24 protein-coding genes are annotated in these 22212 nt (G+C 74.8%); 14 read left to right on the top strand and 10 right to left on the bottom strand.

The window, feature by feature from the left end; translation table 11 throughout:
* Positions 1-9: 9 nt before the first annotated feature.
* From EYB28_RS12370 to EYB28_RS12335, 8 genes are all read left to right on the top strand, one after another.
* Positions 10-687: an HAD family hydrolase gene (locus tag EYB28_RS12370; protein ID WP_166848282.1), complete on the top strand. Its 678-nt coding sequence runs from the start codon at positions 10-12 to the stop codon at positions 685-687.
* Positions 684-1214, top strand: a complete 531-nt coding sequence (locus EYB28_RS12365) for an SseB family protein (protein WP_166848279.1) — start codon at positions 684-686, stop codon at positions 1212-1214. The genes EYB28_RS12370 and EYB28_RS12365 overlap by 4 nt, the downstream gene beginning before the upstream one ends.
* Before the next feature lie 81 nt (positions 1215-1295).
* Positions 1296-1586, top strand: a complete 291-nt coding sequence (locus EYB28_RS12360) for a hypothetical protein (protein ID WP_205710908.1) — start codon at positions 1296-1298, stop codon at positions 1584-1586.
* A complete protein-coding gene (locus tag EYB28_RS12355; RefSeq protein WP_166848276.1) occupies positions 1583-2980 on the top strand; it encodes a hypothetical protein in 1398 nt (465 codons plus the stop codon). Before EYB28_RS12360 ends, EYB28_RS12355 begins: the two co-directional genes overlap by 4 nt.
* 50 nt (positions 2981-3030) lie before the next feature.
* Positions 3031-3330, top strand: coding sequence for a hypothetical protein (locus EYB28_RS12350; protein ID WP_166848273.1), 300 nt, complete (start codon positions 3031-3033; stop codon positions 3328-3330).
* Positions 3331-3360: 30 nt separating this feature from the next.
* The gene (locus EYB28_RS12345) at positions 3361-4368 is read left to right on the top strand and encodes a hypothetical protein (protein ID WP_166848271.1); all 1008 of its coding nucleotides are present in this window, start codon (positions 3361-3363) and stop codon (positions 4366-4368) included.
* Positions 4358-4540: a hypothetical protein gene (locus EYB28_RS12340; RefSeq protein ID WP_166848269.1), complete on the top strand. Its 183-nt coding sequence runs from the start codon at positions 4358-4360 to the stop codon at positions 4538-4540. Before EYB28_RS12345 ends, EYB28_RS12340 begins: the two co-directional genes overlap by 11 nt.
* Positions 4541-4564: 24 nt before the next feature.
* Positions 4565-5299, top strand: a complete 735-nt coding sequence (locus tag EYB28_RS12335; RefSeq protein WP_166848267.1) for a PIG-L deacetylase family protein — start codon at positions 4565-4567, stop codon at positions 5297-5299.
* 55 nt (positions 5300-5354) lie between these two features.
* On the opposite strand, the gene EYB28_RS12330 is transcribed toward EYB28_RS12335, so the two are convergent.
* The 5 genes from EYB28_RS12330 to EYB28_RS12310 form a co-directional block, all read right to left on the bottom strand.
* Complete coding sequence (locus EYB28_RS12330; RefSeq protein ID WP_166848265.1) at positions 5355-5981, bottom strand: MSMEG_1061 family FMN-dependent PPOX-type flavoprotein; 627 nt, start codon at positions 5979-5981, stop codon at positions 5355-5357.
* A gap of 138 nt (positions 5982-6119) precedes the next feature.
* On the bottom strand, positions 6120-8279 hold the full coding sequence (locus EYB28_RS12325; RefSeq protein WP_166848263.1) for a 3-hydroxyacyl-CoA dehydrogenase NAD-binding domain-containing protein: 2160 nt from the start codon (positions 8277-8279) through the stop codon (positions 6120-6122).
* A gap of 6 nt (positions 8280-8285) precedes the next feature.
* Positions 8286-9542 carry a thiolase family protein gene (locus EYB28_RS12320; protein ID WP_166848261.1) on the bottom strand — a complete coding sequence of 419 codons (1257 nt, stop codon included), beginning with the start codon at positions 9540-9542 and terminating at the stop codon, positions 8286-8288.
* A 281-nt stretch (positions 9543-9823) separates the two neighbouring features.
* Positions 9824-11041, bottom strand: a complete 1218-nt coding sequence (locus EYB28_RS12315) for a ribonuclease D (RefSeq protein WP_166848259.1) — start codon at positions 11039-11041, stop codon at positions 9824-9826.
* Between the two features lie 37 nt (positions 11042-11078).
* Complete coding sequence (locus tag EYB28_RS12310) at positions 11079-11711, bottom strand: DUF3000 domain-containing protein (protein WP_166848257.1); 633 nt, start codon at positions 11709-11711, stop codon at positions 11079-11081.
* 214 nt (positions 11712-11925) lie between these two features.
* Between EYB28_RS12310 and gndA the strand changes: the two genes are divergently transcribed.
* The 4 genes from gndA to EYB28_RS12290 are packed head-to-tail and all read left to right on the top strand — an operon-like array spanning position 11926 to position 16769.
* Positions 11926-13362 (top strand): NADP-dependent phosphogluconate dehydrogenase, encoded by a 1437-nt coding sequence (gndA, locus tag EYB28_RS12305; RefSeq protein ID WP_166848255.1) that lies wholly within the window; start codon positions 11926-11928, stop codon positions 13360-13362.
* A gap of 8 nt (positions 13363-13370) precedes the next feature.
* The gene (locus EYB28_RS12300) at positions 13371-14705 is read left to right on the top strand and encodes a hypothetical protein (protein ID WP_370459477.1); all 1335 of its coding nucleotides are present in this window, start codon (positions 13371-13373) and stop codon (positions 14703-14705) included.
* Positions 14702-15985: a carboxylate--amine ligase gene (locus tag EYB28_RS12295; protein ID WP_166848253.1), complete on the top strand. Its 1284-nt coding sequence runs from the start codon at positions 14702-14704 to the stop codon at positions 15983-15985. The genes EYB28_RS12300 and EYB28_RS12295 overlap by 4 nt, the downstream gene beginning before the upstream one ends.
* Positions 15986-15992: 7 nt before the next feature.
* On the top strand, positions 15993-16769 hold the full coding sequence (locus tag EYB28_RS12290; RefSeq protein ID WP_240930536.1) for an amino acid racemase: 777 nt from the start codon (positions 15993-15995) through the stop codon (positions 16767-16769).
* A gap of 24 nt (positions 16770-16793) precedes the next feature.
* Here EYB28_RS12290 and EYB28_RS12285 read toward each other — a convergent pair whose 3' ends face one another.
* Together EYB28_RS12285 and EYB28_RS12280 are read right to left on the bottom strand one after the other, a co-directional pair.
* Positions 16794-17303 carry a hypothetical protein gene (locus tag EYB28_RS12285; protein ID WP_166848250.1) on the bottom strand — a complete coding sequence of 170 codons (510 nt, stop codon included), beginning with the start codon at positions 17301-17303 and terminating at the stop codon, positions 16794-16796.
* 39 nt (positions 17304-17342) lie between these two features.
* Complete coding sequence (locus EYB28_RS12280; protein WP_166848248.1) at positions 17343-18125, bottom strand: dihydrofolate reductase family protein; 783 nt, start codon at positions 18123-18125, stop codon at positions 17343-17345.
* A gap of 37 nt (positions 18126-18162) precedes the next feature.
* On the opposite strand from EYB28_RS12280, the gene zapE reads away from it, so the two are divergent.
* A complete protein-coding gene (gene zapE / locus EYB28_RS12275) occupies positions 18163-19296 on the top strand; it encodes a cell division protein ZapE (protein WP_166848246.1) in 1134 nt (377 codons plus the stop codon).
* Positions 19297-19298: 2 nt separating this feature from the next.
* Here zapE and EYB28_RS12270 read toward each other — a convergent pair whose 3' ends face one another.
* Complete coding sequence (locus tag EYB28_RS12270; RefSeq protein ID WP_166848244.1) at positions 19299-20987, bottom strand: hypothetical protein; 1689 nt, start codon at positions 20985-20987, stop codon at positions 19299-19301.
* A 105-nt stretch (positions 20988-21092) separates the two neighbouring features.
* Here EYB28_RS12270 and EYB28_RS12265 point away from each other — a divergent pair, with 105 nt between their 5' ends.
* A complete protein-coding gene (locus tag EYB28_RS12265) occupies positions 21093-21344 on the top strand; it encodes a hypothetical protein (protein ID WP_166848242.1) in 252 nt (83 codons plus the stop codon).
* 47 nt (positions 21345-21391) lie between these two features.
* On the opposite strand, the gene EYB28_RS12260 is transcribed toward EYB28_RS12265, so the two are convergent.
* Together EYB28_RS12260 and EYB28_RS12255 are read right to left on the bottom strand one after the other, a co-directional pair.
* Entirely contained in the window at positions 21392-21694 is a 303-nt protein-coding gene (locus EYB28_RS12260) for a hypothetical protein (protein WP_370459476.1), read from the bottom strand.
* 43 nt (positions 21695-21737) lie between these two features.
* Positions 21738-22064 carry a DUF2277 domain-containing protein gene (locus tag EYB28_RS12255; protein WP_166848240.1) on the bottom strand — a complete coding sequence of 109 codons (327 nt, stop codon included), beginning with the start codon at positions 22062-22064 and terminating at the stop codon, positions 21738-21740.
* Between the last annotated feature and the right edge of the window lie 148 nt (positions 22065-22212).

The following is a 22212-nucleotide window of genomic DNA, read 5'->3' as shown; positions in this document are numbered from 1 at the left end:
CTCGCTCGGGTGATCTGGCTCCTCGACCTCGACAACACCCTCGTCGGCCGCGCCGACGCGTTCGCCGCCTGGGCCGCGTCCGCGGTCGCCGACGCCGGCGGCACCGATGACGACCTCGCGGCGATCGTCGCCGCCGACGAGGGCGGGCACGGGTCCAAGGAGGCGCTCGCGCGGGTGCTCGTCGCCCGGCTCGGCTGGGCGGACGACGTCCCCGCCGCGATCCAACGGTTCCGTGCCGGGATCCTGTCCCGCGTGCGGCCCTACGACGGCGTCCTGTTCTCCCTCGACGTGCTGCGCGGCGCCGGGCACCCGGTGGCCGTCGTCACGAACGGCACCTCCGCGCAGCAGCGCGGCAAGATCGCCCGCTGCGGCATCGAGGAGCACGTCGACGCCGTCGTCGTCTCCGAGGAGGAGGGGGTGGCCAAGCCCGACCCGCGGCTGCTCGAGATCGCGCTGGCGCGGCTCGGCGCCGCCGACGCCGCCCGCCGCGACGTGTGGATGGTCGGCGACGCCCCCCACGCCGACGTCGCCGCCGGGCGCGCCGCCGGCACCCGCACCGCCTGGGTCTCGCACGGCGCCTCCTGGGACGGCCCCGACCGGCCCGACGTCGTCGCCCCGACGACCCGCGAGGCCATCGCGTTGGCCGCCTCGCCGACCCACGCCCGCCCGGCAGGATGGTCGGCATGACCGGCGACGAGCGCGCGCCCGGCGAGGGCGACGACATCGGTTCCGTCGCGCCGGGGAGCGAGCTCGGCTCGGAGCCGCTCGCGCGGGCTCTGGCGGCGCAGCAGCCCGAGGCGATCGGCCGCGCTCTGCGGCACGACGTCGTCGTGGTGCCGTTGATGACGACGCCCGAGGGCGAGACGCAGCTCCGCGTCTTCGAGGCGCCGGAGGGTTCGGCCCGCCCGTACGAGGTGTGCCTGTTCTCCTCGACGGCGACGCTGGCGGCGTTCCTCGCCGACGCTCCCGAGCGGCGGTTCGCGCTGCAGCGCGGCCCGACGCTCGTCGGGTTTCTCGAGCAGCACCTCGCCGCGATCGAGCGGGTGGTGTTCGACCCCGCGGGTCCGCACCCCATGACGGCCACGCCCGAGGACGTGCTGCTCGTGCTCGCCCCGCAACCGGGCGACGACGACGTGGCGTGGGTCGCCGGCGGCGCGGATGCCGAGCCACCGTCCGAGCGCCGGCGCCCGTGGTGGCGGCGGCGCCGGGGCTGACGCAGGACGGGGAGCTCTCGCCGTCGCGGCGTCACCGCGCCGGCGGGTACGCTCCCGTCGGCCGAGAGTCTGAGGAGTGGCATGAGTGACCTGCGGATGGACGTCGCTGCGGTGACGGAGCTGGGCGAGTCGTTGTCGACCGTCGCGGACGAGTTCGAACACGCGAACGCTCGCAGCGTCGGGCTGGCGGGGGCGATCGGCCACGAGGGCCTGGCCGAGGCCGTGCGCTCCTTCGCGCACGGCTGGGACGACAAGCGCGCGACGATGACCGAGAACCTGAGCTCGTTGGCAGAGGCGGCCACGGCCGTGGCGACGACCTTCACCGACGCGGACTCCGAGCTGGCCCGCGCGCTCGACGAGGGTGGCGAGTGAGGCCCGCGGACTGGAGCCCGGTCGGGCTGTCGAGCGACCCGGTGCCGGGCGACGCCGTCATGGTGCTCGACGGGGGGAAGGACTACCTCGAGGTGGCGGACTCGATCGACCGCGCTGCCAGGCGGATGAGTCGGCTCGAGACGGGCGGGATGGTCTCCGAGGCGCTCGATGCGCTGATGGAGCGCAAGGAGGAGACCATCGCGGACATCCAGAAGGCGCACGCGCGGTACGCGGCGACCGGTCAGGCGCTGGTCGACTACGCGGGCGTGCTGGCCACGGCGCAGGACGACTCGGCGGCCGCCCTGGAGCGTGCTCGGTCGGCCGCTGCCGACGCCGAGGACGCGTCGACGCGGCAGCGGTACTACGTGGACCTGGCCGACGGTGCGCAGGACGTCGGCGAGCGGTCGCAATGGGAACGCCTGGCCGCGCAGCTGGGGGGTGACGCCGACGCCGCGAACGGCACGGTGGCCGCCGCCCGCGCCGAGATCGACTCCGCCGTGGACGTGCGCGACCGTGCCGCCCAGCGCGCGATCGGGGAGATCGAGGACATCACCTCTCACGACGGGCTCGACGACGGCTGGTGGGACGACTGGGGCGCCGACCTCGTCGCCGCCATCACCGACATCGCCGGCTGGGTCTCCACCGTCGCGGGGGTGCTGGCCATCGCCGTGTCCTGGATCCCGGTCGTCGGGCAGGCCCTCGCGGGGGTGCTCCTGATCGTGGCAGCCGTCGCCGCGATCGTGAACGCCGTCGGGAACATCGCGTTGGCCGCGACGGGGGAGCGGTCATGGACCGAGGCGGTCGTCTCCATCGCCGGCGCCGCACTGTCGTGCGTCGGCCTGGGCGGTGCCGCGAAGGCGATCGGGAGGCTCGTGACGACCCGTGTGCTTCTCCGGGAGGCCGGCACCAACACGCACATGATCAAGGCCGCGCAGGCGGGCGTCACGGCCTTCCGCTCATCGCATGCTGCGCGCTTGCTCCGGAACGATCCCCGTGCCCTGTGGGAGTCGACCAGGATGTGGGCGGGTGCGCTGCGCGGCAACGTCGACGGAGCCGTGGACGGCCAGATCGTCTACCGCCTTTACGGTCGCAATCCGTCGTACTCGGGCTGGGCGGCCAACGCCGACGGTGCCTCGTGGACCCCGGTGAGCCCATGGACGCTCGAGAACCCGCGGTCGACCATGGGCCTGCCGACGGGCCTCGAGAGCGGGGCCTACAACGCGGCGGAGAACATCGTGGTCGGGGAGTTGGTGGACAGCAGCAAGGTGGCGGGTGTGAGGCACGGCCTCCCGCTGGACGGGAACCCTGGCGGGGCGCCCGAGTTCCTTATCCCGGGTCCGTATGACAACGGCGCCGTCGACATGGTGCTCGACATGCCGTTCGTGGCCCGATGAGCTTCTTCCGGCGGCGGACGGGCGCCAGCACCGACACCCCGGTGGGTGCGGTGGACCTCGACGGGCGGTGGTTCCTGGTGCACCCCGACGCCGGGGTCCTGGAGGTCCGATCGGGCGAGACGAACCACGGGATGCCGGTCTTCGCGACGGTCACGGTACCCCACAGGTGGTTCCTCATGTTCCGTGGGTTCGAAAGCACCGAGGGGCTCTACGCGGAGGTCCTCTGGGAGGTCGACCCGGGCGTGGGCCAACGGGCTCTGGACAGGCGATCCAGAGGGGATGCGGAGGCCGCCGACGTCATCGCCGGTCACCTCGACGTGCGTATCCTTCGCGAGGCGCCCTCGGGATGACCGGGCCGGATGGTGGAGGATGATCGCGACATGACCGACGAGACGAGCAATCCTGAGCGCGACGCCATCCCCGTGGCCGCTCTGCCGGAGGTGGGATCCGAGCGGCTGGCGGCGGCGCTGGAGGCGAAGGACGTGCCGGCGATCGGGCAGGCGCTGCGGCTCGACGTCGTCGTCGTGCCGATCCTGCGGCCCTCCGGCGGCGAGACGCAGAACCGGGTGTTCGAGGCACCGGAGGGATCGGCGCGGCCGTACGAGGTGTGCCTGTTCTCGTCCGCGCAGACGCTCGCGGCATTCCTCACCCCGGACGCGCCGGACCGCGAGTTCGCGCTGCGGCGGGGGACCAGCCTGATGCCGTTCCTCGAGCAGCACGCCGAGGTGATCGAGCGGGTGGTGTTCGACCCCGCCGGCCCGCACCCGATGGCTGCCACGCCCGAGGACGTGCTCCTCGCCCTCGTCCCGCAGCCGGAGGACGACGACGTCGCCTGGGTCACGGGCGGTCTCCCCGCCGCCGATGCCGCGGCAGCAGCGGCGGACGGCGACGACGACACCGAGCGCGCCGTCGTCCCCCTGCCGGAGCTGGAGCCGGACGACGCGGACGCGATCGACCGCGCGAAGGCCTTGGGCTTCGACCTCAACCTGCCGCGCCAGTGGGCGGTCATCGAGCTGGACGACGCCGAGCGCCGCCGGCAGCAGGTGCGGCGGCTCGTGAAGCGGCAGACGTCGGTGCTCGGCGACCGCGGCTCCCGCCTGCGCCGCGACATGCGCGAGTGGCTCGAGCGCGCGGGCGTCGTCGGCCGGCGGGCGGCTGTGGGCGTTCCTCCTGCAGCGCACCGACGACGCCGCGATCGCGCTGAGCCTGGTGCTCTTCTGGCACGACCTCGGGCCGGAGGTCGGCGGGCAGGCGCACGTGGTGCGTATCGCCGACCGGATCCGGCCCACGCTGGGGGAGCACGACACGCTCGTCGGGTCCGAGACGCCCGCCGGCCCGTTCGTCCGCCACGCGCACCTCGAGCGCGGTGCGGCCGACGTGGGCGGTGAGGACCTCGCGGTGCTCGTGCTCGACTACTGGCTCGCCGCACCCGGCGGGCGAGGCGTGGTGCAGCTGTCGTTCTCCACGCCGCACGTCGGCGCGCGCGACGCGATCACCCTGCTGGCCGACAACGTCGTCTTCGCGACGGCGTGGGTCCTCGAGGGCGCGGACGCGCGGTAGGACGGCGCGCACTAGCGTGTGGTCATGACATTGCAGCGGCTCGACGAGGACTGGGCCACGGCGCTCGCGGTCGTCGCGCACCCCGACGACATGGAGTTCGGCGCCGCGGCCGCCGTCGCCCGGTGGACCGGCCAGGGCAAGCGCGTCGCGTACTGCATGGTCACCAGCGGCGAGGCCGGCATCGACGGGATGCACCCGGACGAGACCCGCCGCGTGCGCGAGGCGGAGCAGCTCTCCTCCGCCCGCGTCGTCGGGGTCGAGGAGGTCGAGTTCCTCGGCTTCCCCGACGGCGTGATCGAGTACGGCGTGCCGCTGCGGCGCGAGATCGCGCGCGTGATCCGCCGCCGGCGCCCGGAGGTCGTCATCACCGGCAACTACCGCGAGACGTTCCCCGGCGGGATGCTCAACCAGGCCGACCACGTCGCCACCGGGCGGGCCGTCGTCGACGCGGTGCGCGACGCCGGGAACCGGTGGGTCTTCCGCGAGCAGGTCGAGTCCGAGGGGCTCGAGCCCTGGGGTGGGGTGCGCCAGGTGTGGGTGGCCGGCTCGCCCGGGGCCGCGCACGCCGTGGACGTCACGGGCACGTTCGACGCCGGCGTGGCGTCGCTGGCCGCCCATGCCGCGTACCTCGACGGGCTCGGCTGGGACGGCTTCGACCCGGCGGACTTCCTCGGGCGCATGACGACGGCCACGGGCGAGGCGTTCGGCACCCGTCACGCGACAGCGTTCGAGGTGCTGCGCATGGGCTGGGACGACTGACACCGGGTCGCGCCGGTTCCTCCGGAGTGTCGTCGCCGGTCGGGCGGCCGTCCGGTCAGCCGTAGAGGTGCTCGGCGTACCGGGGCCCGTAGTGGGCGTCGAGCACGTCCAGGGAGTCCTCGGGCCGCTCGAGGGTGCGGGCCAGGACGGCGCGCCGTGGCATCGCGTCGGGTGTCCAGGCGTCCGGGTCCCACGTGCGCGAGCGCAGGAACGCCTTGGAGCAGTGGTGGAACACCTCCTCGACCGTCACCTCGAGCACGAGCCGCGGCACGTGGCCGCGCACGCGCAGCTCCTCGGCGTAGGGCACGCCGCGCAGCAGGCGGGCGGTGCCGTTGACGCGCAGCGTGTCCCCGCGGCCGGGGATCACGAAGAGCAGCCCGACGTGCGGGTTCGCCAGCACGTTGTGGAAGCCGTCGGCGCGGCGGTTGCCCGGCCGCTCCGGGATCGCGATCGTGACGTCGTCGAGCACGTGCGCGAGCCCGGCCGGGTCGCCCTTCGGGGACACGTCCTGGTGGCCGTCGCCGTCGGCCGTCGCGACGAAGCACAGCGGCGAGGCGGCCAGCCACTGCCGGTCCAGGCCGTGCAGCCGGGTGCGGACCTTGCGCAGGGCCGCGGGCGTGGGCGCACCGACGAGGCCCGCCAGCTCGCGGGCGGACGTGACGGGAGTGCCTCCGTGGTCCATGGCCTCACCGTACCCGGCACGCGGCACGGTCGCGTGACGTGCCGACGGCCGGCCCCGGGTGGGGGCCGGCCGTCGTGCGGGAGGGCCGGGCGCACGGCCCGGTCCTCCCGCCCCGAGAGAGGGGGTGGGGTGTCGGCGTCAGGCGACGTTCTCGGGGACGTTGGCGACGCCGTCGGGCAGGAGACGGCGGTCCAGGACCTTCGTGGAGTACCCGGTGCGGTCCAGGTAGGGCGTGATCCCGCCGGTGTGGAAGCCCCAGCCGGCGCCGAGGATCATGCACAGGTCGATCTGCTGGGGCGCGGCGACCACGCCCTCGTCGAGCATGTGGCCGACCTCTACGGTCAGGGCGGTCAGGACGGAGTCCAGCACGCCGGCCGCGTCGAGCACCGGGGTGCCGTGGCGACCGGTCGCGCCGGCGTCGAGCGCCTCCCCGAAGACCCCCTGGATGGCCGGGTCCACCGGCTTGGGCATCCCCGGGGCCGGGCGGTCGAGCACGACGCGCGTGCCGTCGGAGACCAGCCGCTCGAGGCCGGGGGAGGCGGGGAAGCGGTCGCCGAGGTCCTCGCGCAGCGACGTGAGCACGTGCAGCCCGACGGCGGGTCCCACGAGGTCGAACAGCTCGAACGTGGGCATGGGGAAGCCGAGCGGGGCGAGCGCGGTGTCCGCGACCTCGACCGCGGTGCCGTTCTCGATCGCCTCGACGACCTTGCCCATGACGAGCACGAGCAGGCGGTTGACGACGAAGCCGGGGCGGTCCTTGACGAGCACCGCGGTCTTGCGGAGCTTCTTCGTGACCGCGAACGCGGTGGCCAGCGCCTCGTCGCTCGTGCGCTCGGCCCGGACCACCTCCACCAGCGGCATCTGGGCGACCGGGTTGAAGAAGTGGATGCCGACCACGCGCTCGGGCCGGCGCAGGCCGGAGGCCATCTCGGTGATCGACAGCGCCGAGGTGTTCGTGGCGAGGATCGTGTCCTCGGACACGACGTCCTCCAGCTCGGCGAAGACCTTCTTCTTCAGGCCCATGACCTCGGTGACCGCCTCGACGACGACGTCGCAGGAGGCGAACTCGCGGATCTCGGTGGTGCCGGTGACGCTCGCCGTGATGCGGGCGGCGGCCTCGGGCGCCATGCGGCCGCGGCTGACCAGCTTCTCCACGGTGGACCGGACGTAGCCCAGCCCCTTCTCCACGCGCTCGGTGTCGAGGTCGCGCATGACCACGGGCACGCCGAGGCGCTGCGAGACGAGCAGCGCGATCTGCGCGGCCATGAGCCCCGCGCCGACGATGCCGACCCGGGTCACGGGCCGGGCGAGGTCCGCCGACGGCGCGCCGGCCGGCTTCTTGCCGCCGGAGACGAGCTGGAACGCGTACACGCTGGCGCGCATCTCGTCGGACATGATGAGGTCGGCCAGTGCCCGGTCCTCGGCGGCGAACGCCTCGGCGCGGGTCGCCGTGCGGGCGTCGGCCATGAGGTCGAGAGCGCGCCCGGGCGCCGGGCGCGAGCCGGCCACCACGGCGTCGAGCCGCTGCCGGGTGGCCGCGACGACGGCGTCCCACACGGGCTGCGGGTCGAGCTCACGGCGCTGGACGACCACGTCGCCGCGCAGCACGCGGGACGCCCACAGGATCGACTGCTCGAGGAAGTCGGCCGCGGGGAAGAGCTCGTCGACGAGGCCGATGTCGAGCGCCTCGGCAGCCTTGAACGGCTTCTGCGCCGCCGGACGGGTGAGGATCACGTCGACGGCCTTCTCGATGCCGATCAGCCGCGGGACGAGGTATGCGCCGCCCCAGCCGGGGACCAGCCCGAGGCCCGTCTCCGGGAGCCCGAGCGCGGGGGCGTCGGAGGAGACGGTGCGGTAGTCGCAGTTCAGCGCGATCTCGAGGCCGCCGCCGAGCGCGAGCCCGCCCACGAACGCGAACGTGGGCACGCCCATGGTGTGCAGCAGCTCGTAGGCGGCGTGGCCCGACCGGCCCAGCTCGAGCGCCTGCTCGTGGGAGGTGACGGTGGAGACCTGCAGCAGGTCGGCGCCGGCGGCGAGGAAGTACGGCTTGCCGGTGACGCCGACGGCGGCGATCTCGCCGCGGCCGGCGCGCTCGCGCAGCGCGGTGAGGGTGGCGGTGAGCTCGGCCATGCCCTCGGGGCCGAGGGTGTTCGGCTTGGTGTGGTCCAGGCCGTTGTCGAGGGTGACGAGGGCGAGGGTGCCCGCGCCGCCCGGGAGCTCGACGTCGCGGACCAGGGAGTGCGTGACGCGCTCGGCGCGCGCGTCGGTCCCGGCGGTGGTGGTGTCGTTCTGCGTCATCGTGGGTCAGCTCTCCTTGCTCGCCGGGGTGCTGGTGGTGTGGCCCGAGTAGTCGGCGTGGTGCGGGTTCTCCCAGATCACGGTGCCGCCCTGGCCGAGGCCCACGCACATCGTCGTGATGCCGTACCGGACCTCCGGGCGGGCCGCGAACTGGTGCGCGAGCTGCGTCATGAGACGCACGCCCGAGCTGGCCAGCGGGTGGCCCATCGCGATGGCGCCGCCGTACGGGTTGACGCGCTCGTCGTCGTCCGCGATGCCGTAGTGGTCCAGGAAGCTCAGCACCTGCACGGCGAAGGCCTCGTTGATCTCGAACAGGCCGATGTCCTCGATGCCGAGACCGGCCTGCGCGAGGGCCTTGTCGGTGGCCGGCACGGGGCCGTAGCCCATGATCGACGGGTCGACGCCCGCGAAGGCGGAGGCGACCATCCGCATGGCGACGGGCAGGCCGAGCTCGGCCGCGGTGTCGCCGGACGCGAGGAGCGCCGCCGTGGCGCCGTCGGTGAGGGGGGAGGCGTTGCCCGCCGTGACGCGGCCGCCCGGGCGGAACGGCGTCTTGAGGTTCGCGATGGCCTCGACGGTGGTGCCGGGTCGCGGCAGCTCGTCGGCGGTGGCCAGGCCCCAGCCCTGCTCGGTGGAGCGGACCGCGACGGGGACGAGCTCGGGACCGACGTCGCCGTTCGCCAGGGCCTTGGCGTACTTGGCCTGGCTGCTCACGGCGAAGGCGTCGGCGCGCTCCTTCGTGAGGTGGGGGAACCTGTCGTGCAGGTTCTCGGCCGTGACGCCCATGTTGAGCGCCTCCGGGTCCACCAGCTTCTCGGAGAGGAAGCGCGGGTTGGGGTCGGCGTCGAAGCCCATGGGGTGGCGGCCCATGTGCTCCACGCCGCCGGCGACCACGACGTCGGCGCTGCCGGTGGCGATCCCCGCCGCGGTGGTCGTCACCGCGGTCATGGCCCCGGCGCACATGCGGTCGATCGCGAACCCGGGCACGGTGCGCGGCAGGCCGGCGAGCATGCCGACGGTGCGCCCGAGGGTGAGGCCCTGGTCGCCCTGCTGGGTGGTGGCGGCGATCGCCACCTCGTCCACGCGCTCGCCGGGCAGCTCGGGGTGGCGCCGCAGCAGGTCGCGGACGGCCTTGACGATGAGGTCGTCGGCCCTCGTCTCGGCGTACAGGCCGTCGGGTCGCGCCTTGCCGAAGGGCGTGCGCACGCCCTCGACGAAGACGACGTCGCGCAGCCTGCGGGGGGCCGGGTTTCGGGTGGTCATGACAGCTCCGTCCGCTTGCGGTGGTCGGGACTCCGGCGTCCGACGAGCGACGCCGCTCCTCGCGGCGCGGGCCTGGGGGGAACGGCCCGCGCCGCGGTACACGCTACCGCGAGTACCAGGAAGATGATAGCCCATCGTGAGACTGCGTATCACGAGCGCTCCGACAACGTGTCAGACCCAGCGCGGTGCATACGTCGCGCTCACCCTGACAGCTCGGGATCGCGGAGAGTTGTCAGACCCAGCGCGGTGTATATGTCGCGCAGGGTCTGACAGGTCGTCGATCAGATGACGTCCGCGAGGCGTGCGGCCAGCAGCTCGATCTGCCACTCGCGGGCACCGCGGCCACGGAGGAACTCGGCGACGGCGACGGCGTCCGCGGGCTCGGGCGGCGTCCAGCACAGGCGGCGCAGGGCGTCCGGCTGCAGCAGGTTCTCCACCGGGACCGCGAGCTCCTCGGACAGCGCGGCGACGATCTCGCGGGCGGCCGTGAGTCGGCGCGCTGCGACCGGGTCTCGGTCCGCCCAGGTGCGGGGCTGCGGGGGGCCGTCGGTCCGAGGGCCGCGCAAGGAGGGCAGACGGTCCTCCGGCAGCGCGAGCGCCTCGTCGATCGCGCGCTGCCACACCGCGGCACGGCGCCGCGTGGCCTTGCCCGCGAACTCCGGCAGCGCGACGAGCTGGCCCGCCGTGCGCGGCATCGCCCGCGCCGCGGCCACGATCGCCTTGTCGTTCAGCACCCGGCCGGGGGAGACGTCGCGGGCCCGCGCGCTCGTGTCGCGGGCCTGCCACAGGCTGCGCACGACGGCGAGCTGGCGCCGGTCGCGCAGCGTGTGCGTCCCCGACGTGCGCCGCCACGGGTCCTTGCGGGGAGGCGGGGGCGTCGCCGTGCGGACGGCCTCGAACTCCTGCGCCGCCCAGCCGGCCTTGCCGGCCTCCTCGAGCCGCGCGGCCAGCGCGTCACGCAGGTCGACCAGCACCTCGACGTCGAGCGCCGCGTAGCGCAGCCAGTCCGTGGGCAGCGGGCGGGTCGACCAGTCCACCGCCGAGTGCTCCTTGGCCAGGCCGAGGCCGAGCACCTCGGCGACCACCGCGGCGAGCCCGACCCGCTCCATGCCGAGGATGCGGGCCGCGAGCTCGGTGTCGAACACTCGGGCCGGGCGCAAACCGTGCTCCGCGAGCCCCGGCAGGTCCTGCGACGCGGCGTGCAGCACCCACTCGACGTCACCCACGGCCTCGGCGACCGGGGACAGGTCGGGCAGCGCGACCGGGTCGAGGAGCGCCGTGCCCGACCCCGTGCGCCGCAGCTGGACGAGGTACGTGGCCTGCCCGTACCGGTACCCGGAGGCGCGCTCGGCGTCGGCCGCGACCGGGCCGGTGCCCGCGGCGAAGGCCTCGACGACCCGCGCCAGGCCGGCCGGCGTGTCCACGACCGGGCCCACGCCGTCCGCGGGCTCCGTGAGCGGGACGACGTCGTCGGCGGTGGGCGGCAGCGCGGAACTCATGGGTGTCAGGGTATTGCCCTGCCGGTGTGGTCCGAGGTCATGGCGTCCGGCGCGGCCGGGACGCCAGGGCCGTCACGCCCGCCGGCAGGGGCGGCAGGCCGCCCGCGGTCGCCATCAGGTCCGCCCACACGGCGAGGTGCGCGCCCAGGTCCGTGTCCAGCGGCGTCCACGAGGCGCGGATCTCGAGGTCGACGGTGTCGGCCGTGGCGTCGAGCGCCCCGAAGCTCTGCGAGAGCACCCGGGTCACCGTGCCGCCGGTGGCGCGCACCTCCACGCCGGCCGCCGTCAGGGTCTCGGTCACCCACGACCAGGCGACCTCGGCGAGCAGCGGGTCGGCCGCCAGCTCGGGCTCCAGCGTGGCACGCACGAGCGTCACGACCCGGAACGTGCCCTGCCAGGTCTCCTGGCCCTCCGGGTCGTGCAGGACCACGAAGCGCCCCGTGGCGACCTCTTGCGGGCCCGCGTCGGCGTCGCCGGGCGCGGGGGCGACGGTGCCGTCTGCGCCGCCGACGACCTCGCCCTCGAGCGCGACCGTGTACGGGGCGATCCGGCCCGGCCCGGGGATCTCGGCGAGGTGCACGTCGCCGCGCAGCCGGCGCTCCCGCAGCGAGGCGAGCGCGGCCGCGAACGAGGCGGGGACCTGCGGATCCCCGGTGCGTTCTCCCGTCACGGCTGCCACGTTACGGCCGTGTGACCCGTGTCGTGGCACGTGACGCGTCGCACGGCGCGCGTCGTGTCCGGATCGTGATGATCCGTCCCGGCGGCGGCTCCGCTCGGACTAGGCTGGTCGCGGCTCCCGGGCTCGTGGACCGTGCGTCGCTCCCCGGTGGCGTGTCCGTTCTCCCCCGTGAGACTCGCTGAAATCCCGACGGAAGCAGGAAACGATGACAGCTCGTGCCCAGATCGGCGTCACCGGCCTGGCGGTGATGGGCCGCAACCTCGCCCGGAACTTCGCGCGCCACGGCTACACGGTCGCGGTGCACAACCGCAGCTACGCCAAGACGCAGTCGCTGATCGACGAGGCCGGGCACGAGGGGGACTTCGTGCCGTCGGAGTCGATGGCGGACTTCGTCGCCTCCCTGGAGCGGCCGCGCAAGGTCGTCGTCATGGTCAAGGCCGGCGGCCCCACGGACGCGGTCATCGACGAGCTGCTGCCGCTGCTGGACGAGGGCGACATCGTCGTCGACGCCGGGAACGCGCACTTCCCCGACACGATCCGCCGCGAGGAGGCGCTCGCCGCCCGCGGCCTGCACTTCGTCGGCACCGGCGTGTCCGGTGGCGAGGAGGGCGCGCTCAACGGCCCGTCGATCATGCCCGGCGGCACCGAGAAGTCCTACGAGTCGCTCGGCCCGATCCTCGAGGCGATCTCCGCCAAGGTGGACGGTACCCCGTGCTGCACCTACGTCGGGCCGAACGGCGCCGGGCACTTCGTCAAGATGGTGCACAACGGCATCGAGTACGCCGACATGCAGCTCATCGCGGAGGCCTACGACCTGCTCAAGCAGGGCCTCGGCGCGTCCGCCGCCGAGATCGGCGAGATCTTCGCGCAGTGGAACACGGGCGACCTCGAGTCGTTCCTCATCGAGATCACGGCCGACGTGCTGCAGCACGTCGACGCCGCCACGGGCTCGGCGTTCGTCGACGTCGTGCTCGACCAGGCGGAGCAGAAGGGCACCGGCCGCTGGACCGTGCAGAACGGGCTCGACCTGGGCGTGCCGATCACCGGCATCGCCGAGGCGACGTTCGCCCGCGCCCTGTCGGGCTCCGTGCCGCAGCGCGAGGCCGGCCGCGCGGCGCTGCCCGCGGACGCCACGCCCCTGACCGTGACCGACCGCGAGGCGTTCGTCGAGGACGTGCGCCAGGCGCTGTACGCCTCCAAGGTCGTCGCCTACTCGCAGGGCTTCGACCAGATCGCCGCGGCGTCGGCCGAGTACGGCTGGGACATCGACCGCGGCGCCATGGCCCGCATCTGGCGCGGCGGCTGCATCATCCGCGCGCGCTTCCTCAACCGCATCACCGAGGCCTACGAGCGCGACCCGCAGCTGCCGCTGCTGCTGGCGGACCGGTACTTCACCGACGCCGTCGGCAACGGTCTCGCCGCGTGGCGCCGCGTCGTCGCGCAGGCCGCGACGGCCGGCATCCCCGCGCCGGCGTTCTCGTCGTCGCTCTCGTACTACGACGCGGTGCGCGCCGAGCGGCTGCCCGCCGCGCTCATCCAGGCGCAGCGCGACTTCTTCGGCGCCCACACCTACCGTCGCACCGACCGCGAGGGCACGTTCCACACCGAGTGGTCCGGCGACCGTACCGAGCAGGAGGCGTGAGGCGACCCGTGAGCAGCACCCCTGCGGGGACGCCGCAGGCCGGGGCCGGTCGCGAGGCCGGCCCCGCCGCGCGCCCCGTCATCGTCGGCTCCGACATCGGCGTGTACGCGCTGGCGCGCTCGTTCCACGAGCGCTACGGCGTGCGCGCGACGGTCGTGGCCTTCGCCGAGCCCGGGCCCATCGCGCACTCGGGCATCGTCGACACCGTCCTGTCCGGCACCGAGCCCGCGCAGATCGTCGAAGCCCTCCGGCAGGTCGCCGGGGACCTGGGCGCCCGGCACCCGGGGGAGCGGCTCGTGCTGCTCACCAACATGGACTGGATCGTGCGCGTGCTGGTCCACCACCGCCCGGAGTTGGAGTCGGCGGGCTACCTGCTGCCCTTCGCCGACGCCGACCTCATCGACCGGATCAGCGACAAGGCCGAGTTCGCGGCCGTGTGCGACGAGCTCGGCATCCCGACGCCCGGCACGGTGATCCAGGACTTCGCCCGCGCGGGCGAGCCCGGCTGGGAGCCGGCGCCCGTCGGGTTCGACTTCCCGGTCATCGCCAAGCCCGCGAGCAGCGCGGACTACCACGACGTGCAGTTCGCCGGGAAGAAGAAGATCTTCGAGATCGCGACGCCCGCGGAGCTCGACCGGCTCATGATCTCCCTGCGCGAGGCCGGATTCCGCGGCCGCTTCCTGGTGCAGGAGAACATCCCGGGCGACGACACGCAGATGCGGTCCGTCACGGCGTACGCCGACACGTCCGGTCGCGTGACGCTGCGGTGCTCCGCGCGCGTGCTCCTCGAGGAGCGCACCCCGGCGGCGCGCGGCAACCCCTCGGCCATGATCGTCGAGCGCATCGACGAGATCCTCGACGCCGCCCAGCGGATCTGTGAGCACACCGGGTGGCGCGGCTTCGCGAACTTCGACGTCAAGCTCGACCCCCGCGACGGCGTGTTCAAGTTCTTCGAGCAGAACCCGCGTATCGGCCGCAACAACTACTACCTCACCGCGGGCGGCCAGAACCCCGCCGAGGTCCTGGTCGACGACGTCGTCCACGGCGTGCGCCGCGCCCCCGTCACGGCGGCGGACGAGGTGCTGTACTCGGTGGTGCCCCAGCGCCTGCTGCGACGGTACGTGCTGGACCCGGAGCTGCGTGCCCGTGTCGTGCGGCTGCAGCGGTCGGGGCGCACCGTGCACCCGTTGCGCTATCGTGCGGACGCCGCACCGCGCCGCCGGCTCTACCTGCTCACGGCGCTGGTCAACCACTGGCGCAAGTACCGGCAGTACTACCCGCTGGACGCGCTGCGGCGGAACTACGAGGCCAACAAGCCCGCGCCCGTGACGGAGGTCCGGTGAGCACACGTCGTCTTCAGCCCGTCGTCCTCGGCGGGGACATCGGGGCGTACAGCCTCGCCCGCGCGTTCCACGAGGCGTACGGCGTGCGGTCCGTCGTCGTGTCCGGCCAGTCGACCGGACTGGTGCGGCACTCGCGGATACTCACCCACGTGGCCGAGCCGCGGATCGACGAGCCGGACGCGATCGTGGCCAGGCTGCGCGCGATCGCGGACCAGCACCCCGACGCCGACCTCGTGGCCGTGGCCTCGGCAGACTGGCTGGTGCGCGCCCTCGTGGAGCAGCGCGACCGCCTGGAGGACCGGTACACGATCCCGTACGTGGGGGCCGATCTGCTGCACCGCCTCACCGACAAGGAGGAGTTCGGCGCCCTGTGCGCGGAGCTCGGGATCGCGCACCCCACCACGGTGGTGCACGACGTCGCGGCCGGCGCCGAGCCGGACACCAGCGGCCTGACCTTCCCCGTCATCGCCAAGGCGGCCAGCACGGCGGCCTACCACGACGTGGAGTTCGCCGGGAAGAAGAAGGTCTTCCTCGTCGACTCGCGCGCCGAGCTGGTCGAGCTGCTCGGCCGGGTGCGCGACGCCGGCTACACGGGGGCGTTCGTCGTCCAGGACTACATCCCCGGAGACGACTCGGGGATGCGGATCCTCACCTGCTACAGCGACGCGAACGGCAAGGTGCGGTTCTCCTCCTTCGGGCACGTGCTGCTCGAGGAGCACGCCCCGGGCGCGCTCGGCAACCCCGCCGGGATCATCACGGGCACGCAGCACGAGGTCGTCGAGCAGGCCCGGCGTCTGCTGGAGCACGTGGGCTGGACCGGCGTGGCGAACTTCGACCTCAAGTACGACCCGCGCGACGGGCGGTACGTCTTCTTCGAGCTCAACCCGCGGCTCGGCCGGTCGAACTACTACGTGACCGGTACGGGGGCGAACCCGGTGAAGTTCTACGTGCACGAGCATGTGCGCGGGCTCGACCCGGACCCGCGGGCCGTGCTCGGCGCCGAGACGCCGCTCACTGCGGAGGGGGAGCTGACCACGGAGCACCTCTACACGGTGCTGCCGGGGACGCTGCTGCGTCGCTACCTCGTCGACCCGGCGCTGCGGTCGCGCACCCGTCGCCTGCAGCTGGCCCGGCGGGCGAGCAACCCCCTGTGGTACCGCAAGGAGACCGACCCGCGCCGGGTCGCCTACCTGCTGGTCTCGCAGCTCAACCAGTTCCGCAAGTACGCCCGCCACTTCCCGGTGGCGGCCTCCCGGGCGCTGGCCTGGAAGGGCGAGTGACCCGCCGGTGAGCGCGGACGCGACGGCGGCCGGCACGACGGCGGGCAGGGGGCCCGGCACCGCTCCGGCCGGGGACGGCGACCTGCCCGTCGGGGTGCTCGGCGGCGTCGGCCCGCTGGCCACCGCCTACTTCCTGCAGCGCGTGGTCGAGCGGACCGACGCGTCCCGCGACCAGGACCACGTGGACATGGTCGTGCTCAACCACGCGACGATCCCGGACCGGACCGACTTCGTGCTCGGCACGTCGTCGGCCGACCCGGGACCGGTGCTGGCCCGCGACGCACGCCGGCTCGAGGCGTTCGGCGTGCGGTTCCTCGTGATGCCGTGCAACACGGCCCACTACTTCACCCAGCAGGTGCTCGACGCCGTCAGCACGCCCTTCGTGTCGATCATCGACGTGACGGTCGCCGCGGCGCGCGAGCGCGTGCCCGGCCTGGCCCGCGTGGGGCTGCTCGCCACCGCCGGCACGGTCGCCTCGCGGGTGTACGACGACGCCTTCGGGGCGGCCGGCGTCGACGTCGTGGTGCCGGACGAGGACGACCAGACGATCGTCAACACGGTGATCTACGACCAGGTCAAGGCGGGGCGGCCCGCGGACCCCGACGCGCTGCGGGCGGTCGCCGGCCGGCTGGTCGAGCGGGGCGCCTCGGTGGTCGTGCTCGGGTGCACGGAGCTGTCCGTGGCCGCCGTCGACCACGACCTGCTCGACGAGGACCCCTTCCTCGACTCGATGGACGAGCTGGTGCGCGCCACCGTCACCACCGCCGGCCACCGCGTGCGCTGACCCGCCCCACGGTCGCTCGCGAGCTCAGTCGCCCAGAGCGCTCGTCCCCGCGTACAGGTGCAGGACCGGCGCGTGGAGGTGCTCGCGCGCCCGCGACGCCCAGTCGCGGCGCAGCGTGTCCTCGACGACGTGCGGGTACGTGACCACCACGATGTCCTGGACGTCGTCGGGGCCGCCGTGGTCGGCGACGGCGGTCGCGAGCGCGGGGATCGGGTCCTCCTGCGTCACCGCGCCGCGCGCCGTGGCGCCGGCGCCGTGCAGCAGCGCGAGGGAGCGCTCGAGCCTCTCGGCCGCGGTGACCTTCGCCTCGTCCGGTGTGGGCTCCCTGCCGACCAGGTCCTCGCCGGCCTCCCGCAGCTCGCCCGACCACAGGTGGTCGATGATCGCGGCCACGACGTTGTGGTCGGTGTCCTGGGGGACCAGGACGTGGTACTCCGGCGTCTCGGTCTGGGCGTCCCCGGCATGCAGCGAGAGCACGTGCTCCACGTCGGCGTCGGTGAGCGCGTCCTCGGTGAGGATGATGGTGGTCGGCATGGGAGCACGGTAACGACGTGACCGAGCGCGCGCGAGGCGTCACGCGGACCGCAGCTCCCAGCGGGCCAGCAGCGTGCCCGTCCCGGGCGCGTGCAGCAGGTGCCCGAGGCGGGCGGGCCGATCCCCGGCCGCCGGGCCGGGGCCGCCCGCGCCCGCGACGATCCGGCCCGGCCCCGCCCCCACCAGTCGCGGGCTGGTGGTCACGCACAGGTCGTCCACGAGGCCGGCCCGCAGCATCGCCTCCAGCAGGTGCGGGCCGCCCTCGCACAGGACGGCGGCCAGGCCGCGGTCGGCCAGCGCGTCGAGACCGGCGGCGAGGTCGACCTCGCCGGGGGCGGTGCGGGGCCCCTCGGCGACGACCACCCGGTCCGGCGGCACCGCCGCGCCGATCGCCCGCGCCCCCTGCCGGGTGGTGACCACCAGCGGCGAGGTGGCCGTCAGCTCCTCCGGCAGCCGCCCCGTGCGGGTGACCAGCGCGAGCTCCAGCGGACCGGGCACGGCGCCCGCGGGCCCGCGGGGGCGACGCAGCGCGCGGTAGCCCTCCGCGCGGGCCGTGCCGGCCCCGACCAGCACGACGTCGGCCAGCGCGCGCAGCACCCGGAACACCCGCCAGTCGGCCGCGTCGTTGATGGAGCCGGACAGGTGGTCGGCGCCCCACGCCCCGCCGTCGACCGTGCTGATCATGTTGGCCCGCACGTGCCGCCCGCCGCCGGTCGCATACAGGGCGGCGAGGCGCTGCTCGGCCGGGTCGGGGCCGAGCCGCTCGGCGGACGGCACCAGCAGGTCGAGCGGGACGTCGGGCGTCTCGGTGTCGGAGGTCACACCGGGCAGCCTAGGTGCGGGCGTACGCTGGTGGGTCGTGACACTCACGCAGCATCAGCCCGGCGCCGGACGCACCCCGGACGCGTCGACGCAGGACGCCGCGACCGTGGCGTCGCTGACGTCGGTGCGCCCGTCCGTGTCACCCGGCCGGCTCCTGGCCGACCTGGTGCCCCCGCGGCACTTCGCGCGCGCACGGTTCGCCACCTACCGCGCCGACCCCGCGCACCCGAGCCAGGGCGCCACGCTCGCCCGGCTCCAGGAGGTCGCCGACGAGGTCGCGACGCCCCCGGCCAGCGGGCTGCGCGCGCTGCTGGGCCGCCGTCGCCCCACCCCGGCCGTGTACCTCGACGGCGGCTTCGGCGTCGGCAAGACGCACCTGCTCACCTCCCTCGCCCACGCCGTCACCGAGCGGCTCGGTGAGGGGTCCGTCGCGTACGGCACGTTCGTGGAGTACACGAACCTCGTCGGGGCGCTGGGCTTCCTGCCCACCGTCGAGGCCCTCGCGACCCGCCGGCTGGTGTGCATCGACGAGTTCGAGCTCGACGACCCGGGCGACACCGTGCTGATGTCCCGACTGCTGCGCGAGCTCGCCGACCGCGGCGTGGCGCTGGCCGCGACGTCGAACACCCTGCCGGACGCGCTGGGGGAGGGACGCTTCGCCGCCGAGGACTTCCTGCGCGAGATCCAGGCGCTCTCCGCCCGCTTCGAGGTGATGCGCGTCGACGGCGAGGACTACCGGCACCGCGCCGTGGTCACCGAGTCCGCGCCCCTGGCGGGCGACGTCGTGGCGCGCGCCGCGGCGGCCCACCCGGGAGCGGTGCTCGACGCGTTCGACGACCTCCTCGCGCACCTGGCGACCGTGCACCCCAGCCGGTACGGGGCGCTGCTCGACGGCGTCGAGCTCGTGGCCCTGACGGACGTGCGCCCGGTGACGCGGCAGGAGGTCGCGCTGCGCCTCGTCGTCCTCGTCGACCGGCTGTACGACCGGGACGTGCCCGTGCTCCTGGGCGGCGTGGCGGCCGGGGGCCGCTCGGACCTGTTCACGCCCGAGATGCTGCGTGGCGGGTACCGCAAGAAGTACTACCGGGCGCTGTCGCGCCTCGGCGCGCTCGCGGAGGAGGGGCGGCGCCTCGCCGTCGGGGACGGCGACGCGCGGACGCCGACCGTCTAGCGTCAGCCGTCCTGGCGGCGCAGCACCACGGGCACGCGGTCGGGCACGACGAGCCGGGCGGCCGCCGTCCGGGTCCGGTCCGGGTCCCACGACGCCACCGGCTGCCACTGGTGCGGGTGGCCGGGCAGGAGCGCGAGGTCGATCCGCGCGGGAGCGTCGCCCAGCCCCACGGCGAGGGCGGTGTCGCCCCGCCGGGCGAGCAGCGCCGGGCTCCCGGCGCGGCTCCCGGCGTGGTGGTCGACGTGCAGCTCGAGCGGCTGCCCGGTCTGCGCGACCACGGTCGGTCGCAGGGCCAGCAGCCGCCTCGTCCACTCCACGAGGCGCCGTGCCGGGCCGTCGTCGTGACCCACCGGGGCGTGCTCGGCGTCCAGGACGGTGGTGGTCCCGGCGAGGACGGCGAACGCGAGCAGGCAGGCACGCTCGTCGTCGTGGCCCGTCGCTGAGGGTTCCGGCGCGCTCGGGGTGTCGTCGGCGGGCGACCACGGCGCGGCGCGGGTGGCTCCCGGCAGGCGGGTCAGGTCCCCGACGACGAGGGACGAGGCGCGCCGGGTCGCCCGGCGTGCCCGGCGGGCGCTCGGGGGCAGCCGTGCCGCGGTGCTCTCCGTCCCGTCCGTGGCGAAGGTCTCCCGCGAGAGCAGCCGCAGGGCCTGGACGTGGTCGCGCCCCGGCTCCGAGAGGAGGCCGTGGACGGCACGCACCAGCCGGTCGCTGCGACCGGGGCCGTCGGTGAGGAGGTCCAGCCGTCGCCCGAGCTGCTCCTCGAGGTTCCGTACGTGCTCGGCGAGCTCGCCGAGCAGGGGGACGGGGGAGCGGTCCAGGAGGGCCTCCACGTCGAGCAGCAGGCCGTCGAGGTGGAAGTCGCGGAACCAGCGCGCGGCGTCCGCGACGAGGAAGTCGCGCGGGCCGCGGCACCCGCTGCCGTCGAGGTTGATCCGGGGGCTGTCGCGCACGGCGGCCGGGGCGCCGGCGCGCGGACCGAGCCGCGAGCCGGACGCGTACGGGCCGAAGGTGTGCAGCCCCAGGCCGTCGGCGACGGCCCAGCGGTGCGGGACGTCGAGGACGACGGCGAGGTCCCGGGCGTGCGCGGCGTCGACGAACCGCTGCAGGGCGTGCGGGCCGCCGTAGGGCTCGTGGACGGCGAACAGCCGGACGCCGGACGCGGGGCCCTGCGTCGGGTCGAACGCGGCGACGGGGGCGAGCTCGACGCCGTCCACGCCGAGGGCCGCGACGTCGTCGAGCAGCCGGGTCGCGGCGTCGAGGGTTCCCTCGGGCGTGGCGGTCGCGACGTCGAGGTGCAGGAGCGCCGTCCGGTCGAGCTCGCGGCCCCGCCAGCGGGCGTCGGTCCAGGCGAAGGAGTGGTCGACGACGCGCGACGGGCCGTGCACGCCGGCGGGCAGGGAGGGGCTGCAGGGGTCGGGGACGGGGGAGCCGCCGTCCACGGAGTAGCAGTAGTCGGTGCCGGTGGGCAGCGCCTCGTCGGCGCGCCAGTACCCGGGCTCGTGGGCGCCGACGAGGCGCATCGGGTGCAGGTCGGCGCCGCCGTCCGGCCGGGGGAGGACGACGTCGACGGTGCGGGCCCGCGGGGCCCAGACGATCGGCCGGTGACCGGGCCAGGGTTCCGCGGACCTCGGGGTGGCGGGCGGGGGCGCGAGCGCGGCCCGTACGTCGATCGCGGCGTCGGCGGTGGTCACCGGCCCACTGTAGCCACGGCCGGGGATGCCGGCGTCGTGACCGCGGAGGAATAAATAGTGTGCCAAGCGAGGGCGAGATGTGGCACGGCCTGCTAGGCATGGACCATGAGCAGCCCAGAGGAGCGGGGGGAGTCGGACGAGGCCCCGGACGGCGGTCCGGGGCAGTCGGACCAACGGTTGGACGAGTCGATCGCGTCGCAGGCGAGGCTGGCGCCGCGGAGGATCGTGGGGGAGTTCCGCGACCCGCGGCCCGGGGGCGACGCGAGCAAGGCTCCGGCGTCGTTGTCGGCCACCGAGCGGCACCCGATCGAGGGCGCCTCCAGCGGGATCTCCTGGGACGACCCCGACGAGCTCTAGGTCCGGTGGCGCGCCCGGGTCGTCGTGGCGGGGTCAGCGTCGCGGGGTCAGCGCGGCAGCCGGTCGGCGCCCACGGGGATCAGCCGGGGCATTCCGGCCGGCGCGACACGGCTCAGCGCGACGTAGCGCGCCTCCGCCCGGTGGAGGCGGATGTGCTCGTCGAGCGACCAGTCCGGGCCGTTGGTCAGGACCATGCCGCAGGAGCAGTCGATCTCGGCGCTGCCGTCCGCGCCGAGACGCGCCTGGCCGACGGTGACGTGGTCCGCGCGGGCGCCGGCCTTGGCGCGGTGCATGGCGGCCGACACGGGGCCGGTGGGCAGCTCGTCACGGGGCAGCAGGTCGTGGTCCACGCGGCGAGCCTAACGGCCGCCCCGGGCCGTGCGGGCCCGGGCCTCAGTGCGTGTGGGCGATCCCGAGCTCGTGCAGGCGCTCGTGCTCCTCGCGGGCGGCCTGGCGGGCCGCGATGCGCGCCTGGACCTCCTCGCGCCGCAGCGGCGGGACGGTCTTCGGCGGCTGGCGGCGCGCCGGGAGCTCGCCCAGCAGGCGCGTGACGACCTCGGCGATCTCGTCGGTCGCCTGCTCGCACGGCTCGCGCGACGCGGCGCTCGCGGAGCGCTGGACGCCGGTCACCTTGCGGACGAACTGCTCGGCGGCGGCGTGGATCTCCTCGTCGGTGGCGGGCGGCTCGAGCCCGCGGAGCGTGGTGATGTTGCGGCACATGCGACCGACGGTACGCCGACCGCCGGACATCCACCGGCGGGGACGACGACGGCCCCCGGACCGTGCGGTCCGGGGGCCGTCGTGCTGGTGGGCGATACTGGGATCGAACCAGTGACCTCTTCCGTGTCAGGGAAGCGCGCTACCGCTG

This window comes from Isoptericola sp. BMS4 (genome assembly GCF_011634835.1).
Classification (GTDB): domain Bacteria; phylum Actinomycetota; class Actinomycetes; order Actinomycetales; family Cellulomonadaceae; genus Isoptericola.
Note: the sequence above shows the minus strand (reverse complement) of the source record. Positions and strands in the feature narration are given on the sequence as shown.

What these genes read in the sequence shown, in the direction of transcription:
- EYB28_RS12320 (WP_166848261.1), bottom strand. Translation starts at nt 9,542, where the DNA reads ATGACCACCCGAAACCCGGCCCCCCGCAGGCTGCGCGACGTCGTCTTC.
- EYB28_RS12325 (WP_166848263.1), bottom strand. Translation starts at nt 8,279, where the DNA reads ATGACGCAGAACGACACCACCACCGCCGGGACCGACGCGCGCGCCGAG.
- EYB28_RS12330 (WP_166848265.1), bottom strand. Translation starts at nt 5,981, where the DNA reads ATGGACCACGGAGGCACTCCCGTCACGTCCGCCCGCGAGCTGGCGGGC.
- gndA (WP_166848255.1), top strand. Translation starts at nt 11,926, where the DNA reads ATGACAGCTCGTGCCCAGATCGGCGTCACCGGCCTGGCGGTGATGGGC.
- EYB28_RS12345 (WP_166848271.1), top strand. Translation starts at nt 3,361, where the DNA reads ATGACCGACGAGACGAGCAATCCTGAGCGCGACGCCATCCCCGTGGCC.
- EYB28_RS12315 (WP_166848259.1), bottom strand. Translation starts at nt 11,041, where the DNA reads ATGAGTTCCGCGCTGCCGCCCACCGCCGACGACGTCGTCCCGCTCACG.
- EYB28_RS12335 (WP_166848267.1), top strand. Translation starts at nt 4,565, where the DNA reads ATGACATTGCAGCGGCTCGACGAGGACTGGGCCACGGCGCTCGCGGTC.
- EYB28_RS12365 (WP_166848279.1), top strand. Translation starts at nt 684, where the DNA reads ATGACCGGCGACGAGCGCGCGCCCGGCGAGGGCGACGACATCGGTTCC.
- EYB28_RS12255 (WP_166848240.1), bottom strand. Translation starts at nt 22,064, where the DNA reads ATGTGCCGCAACATCACCACGCTCCGCGGGCTCGAGCCGCCCGCCACC.
- EYB28_RS12360 (WP_205710908.1), top strand. Translation starts at nt 1,296, where the DNA reads ATGAGTGACCTGCGGATGGACGTCGCTGCGGTGACGGAGCTGGGCGAG.
- EYB28_RS12265 (WP_166848242.1), top strand. Translation starts at nt 21,093, where the DNA reads ATGAGCAGCCCAGAGGAGCGGGGGGAGTCGGACGAGGCCCCGGACGGC.
- EYB28_RS12285 (WP_166848250.1), bottom strand. Translation starts at nt 17,303, where the DNA reads ATGCCGACCACCATCATCCTCACCGAGGACGCGCTCACCGACGCCGAC.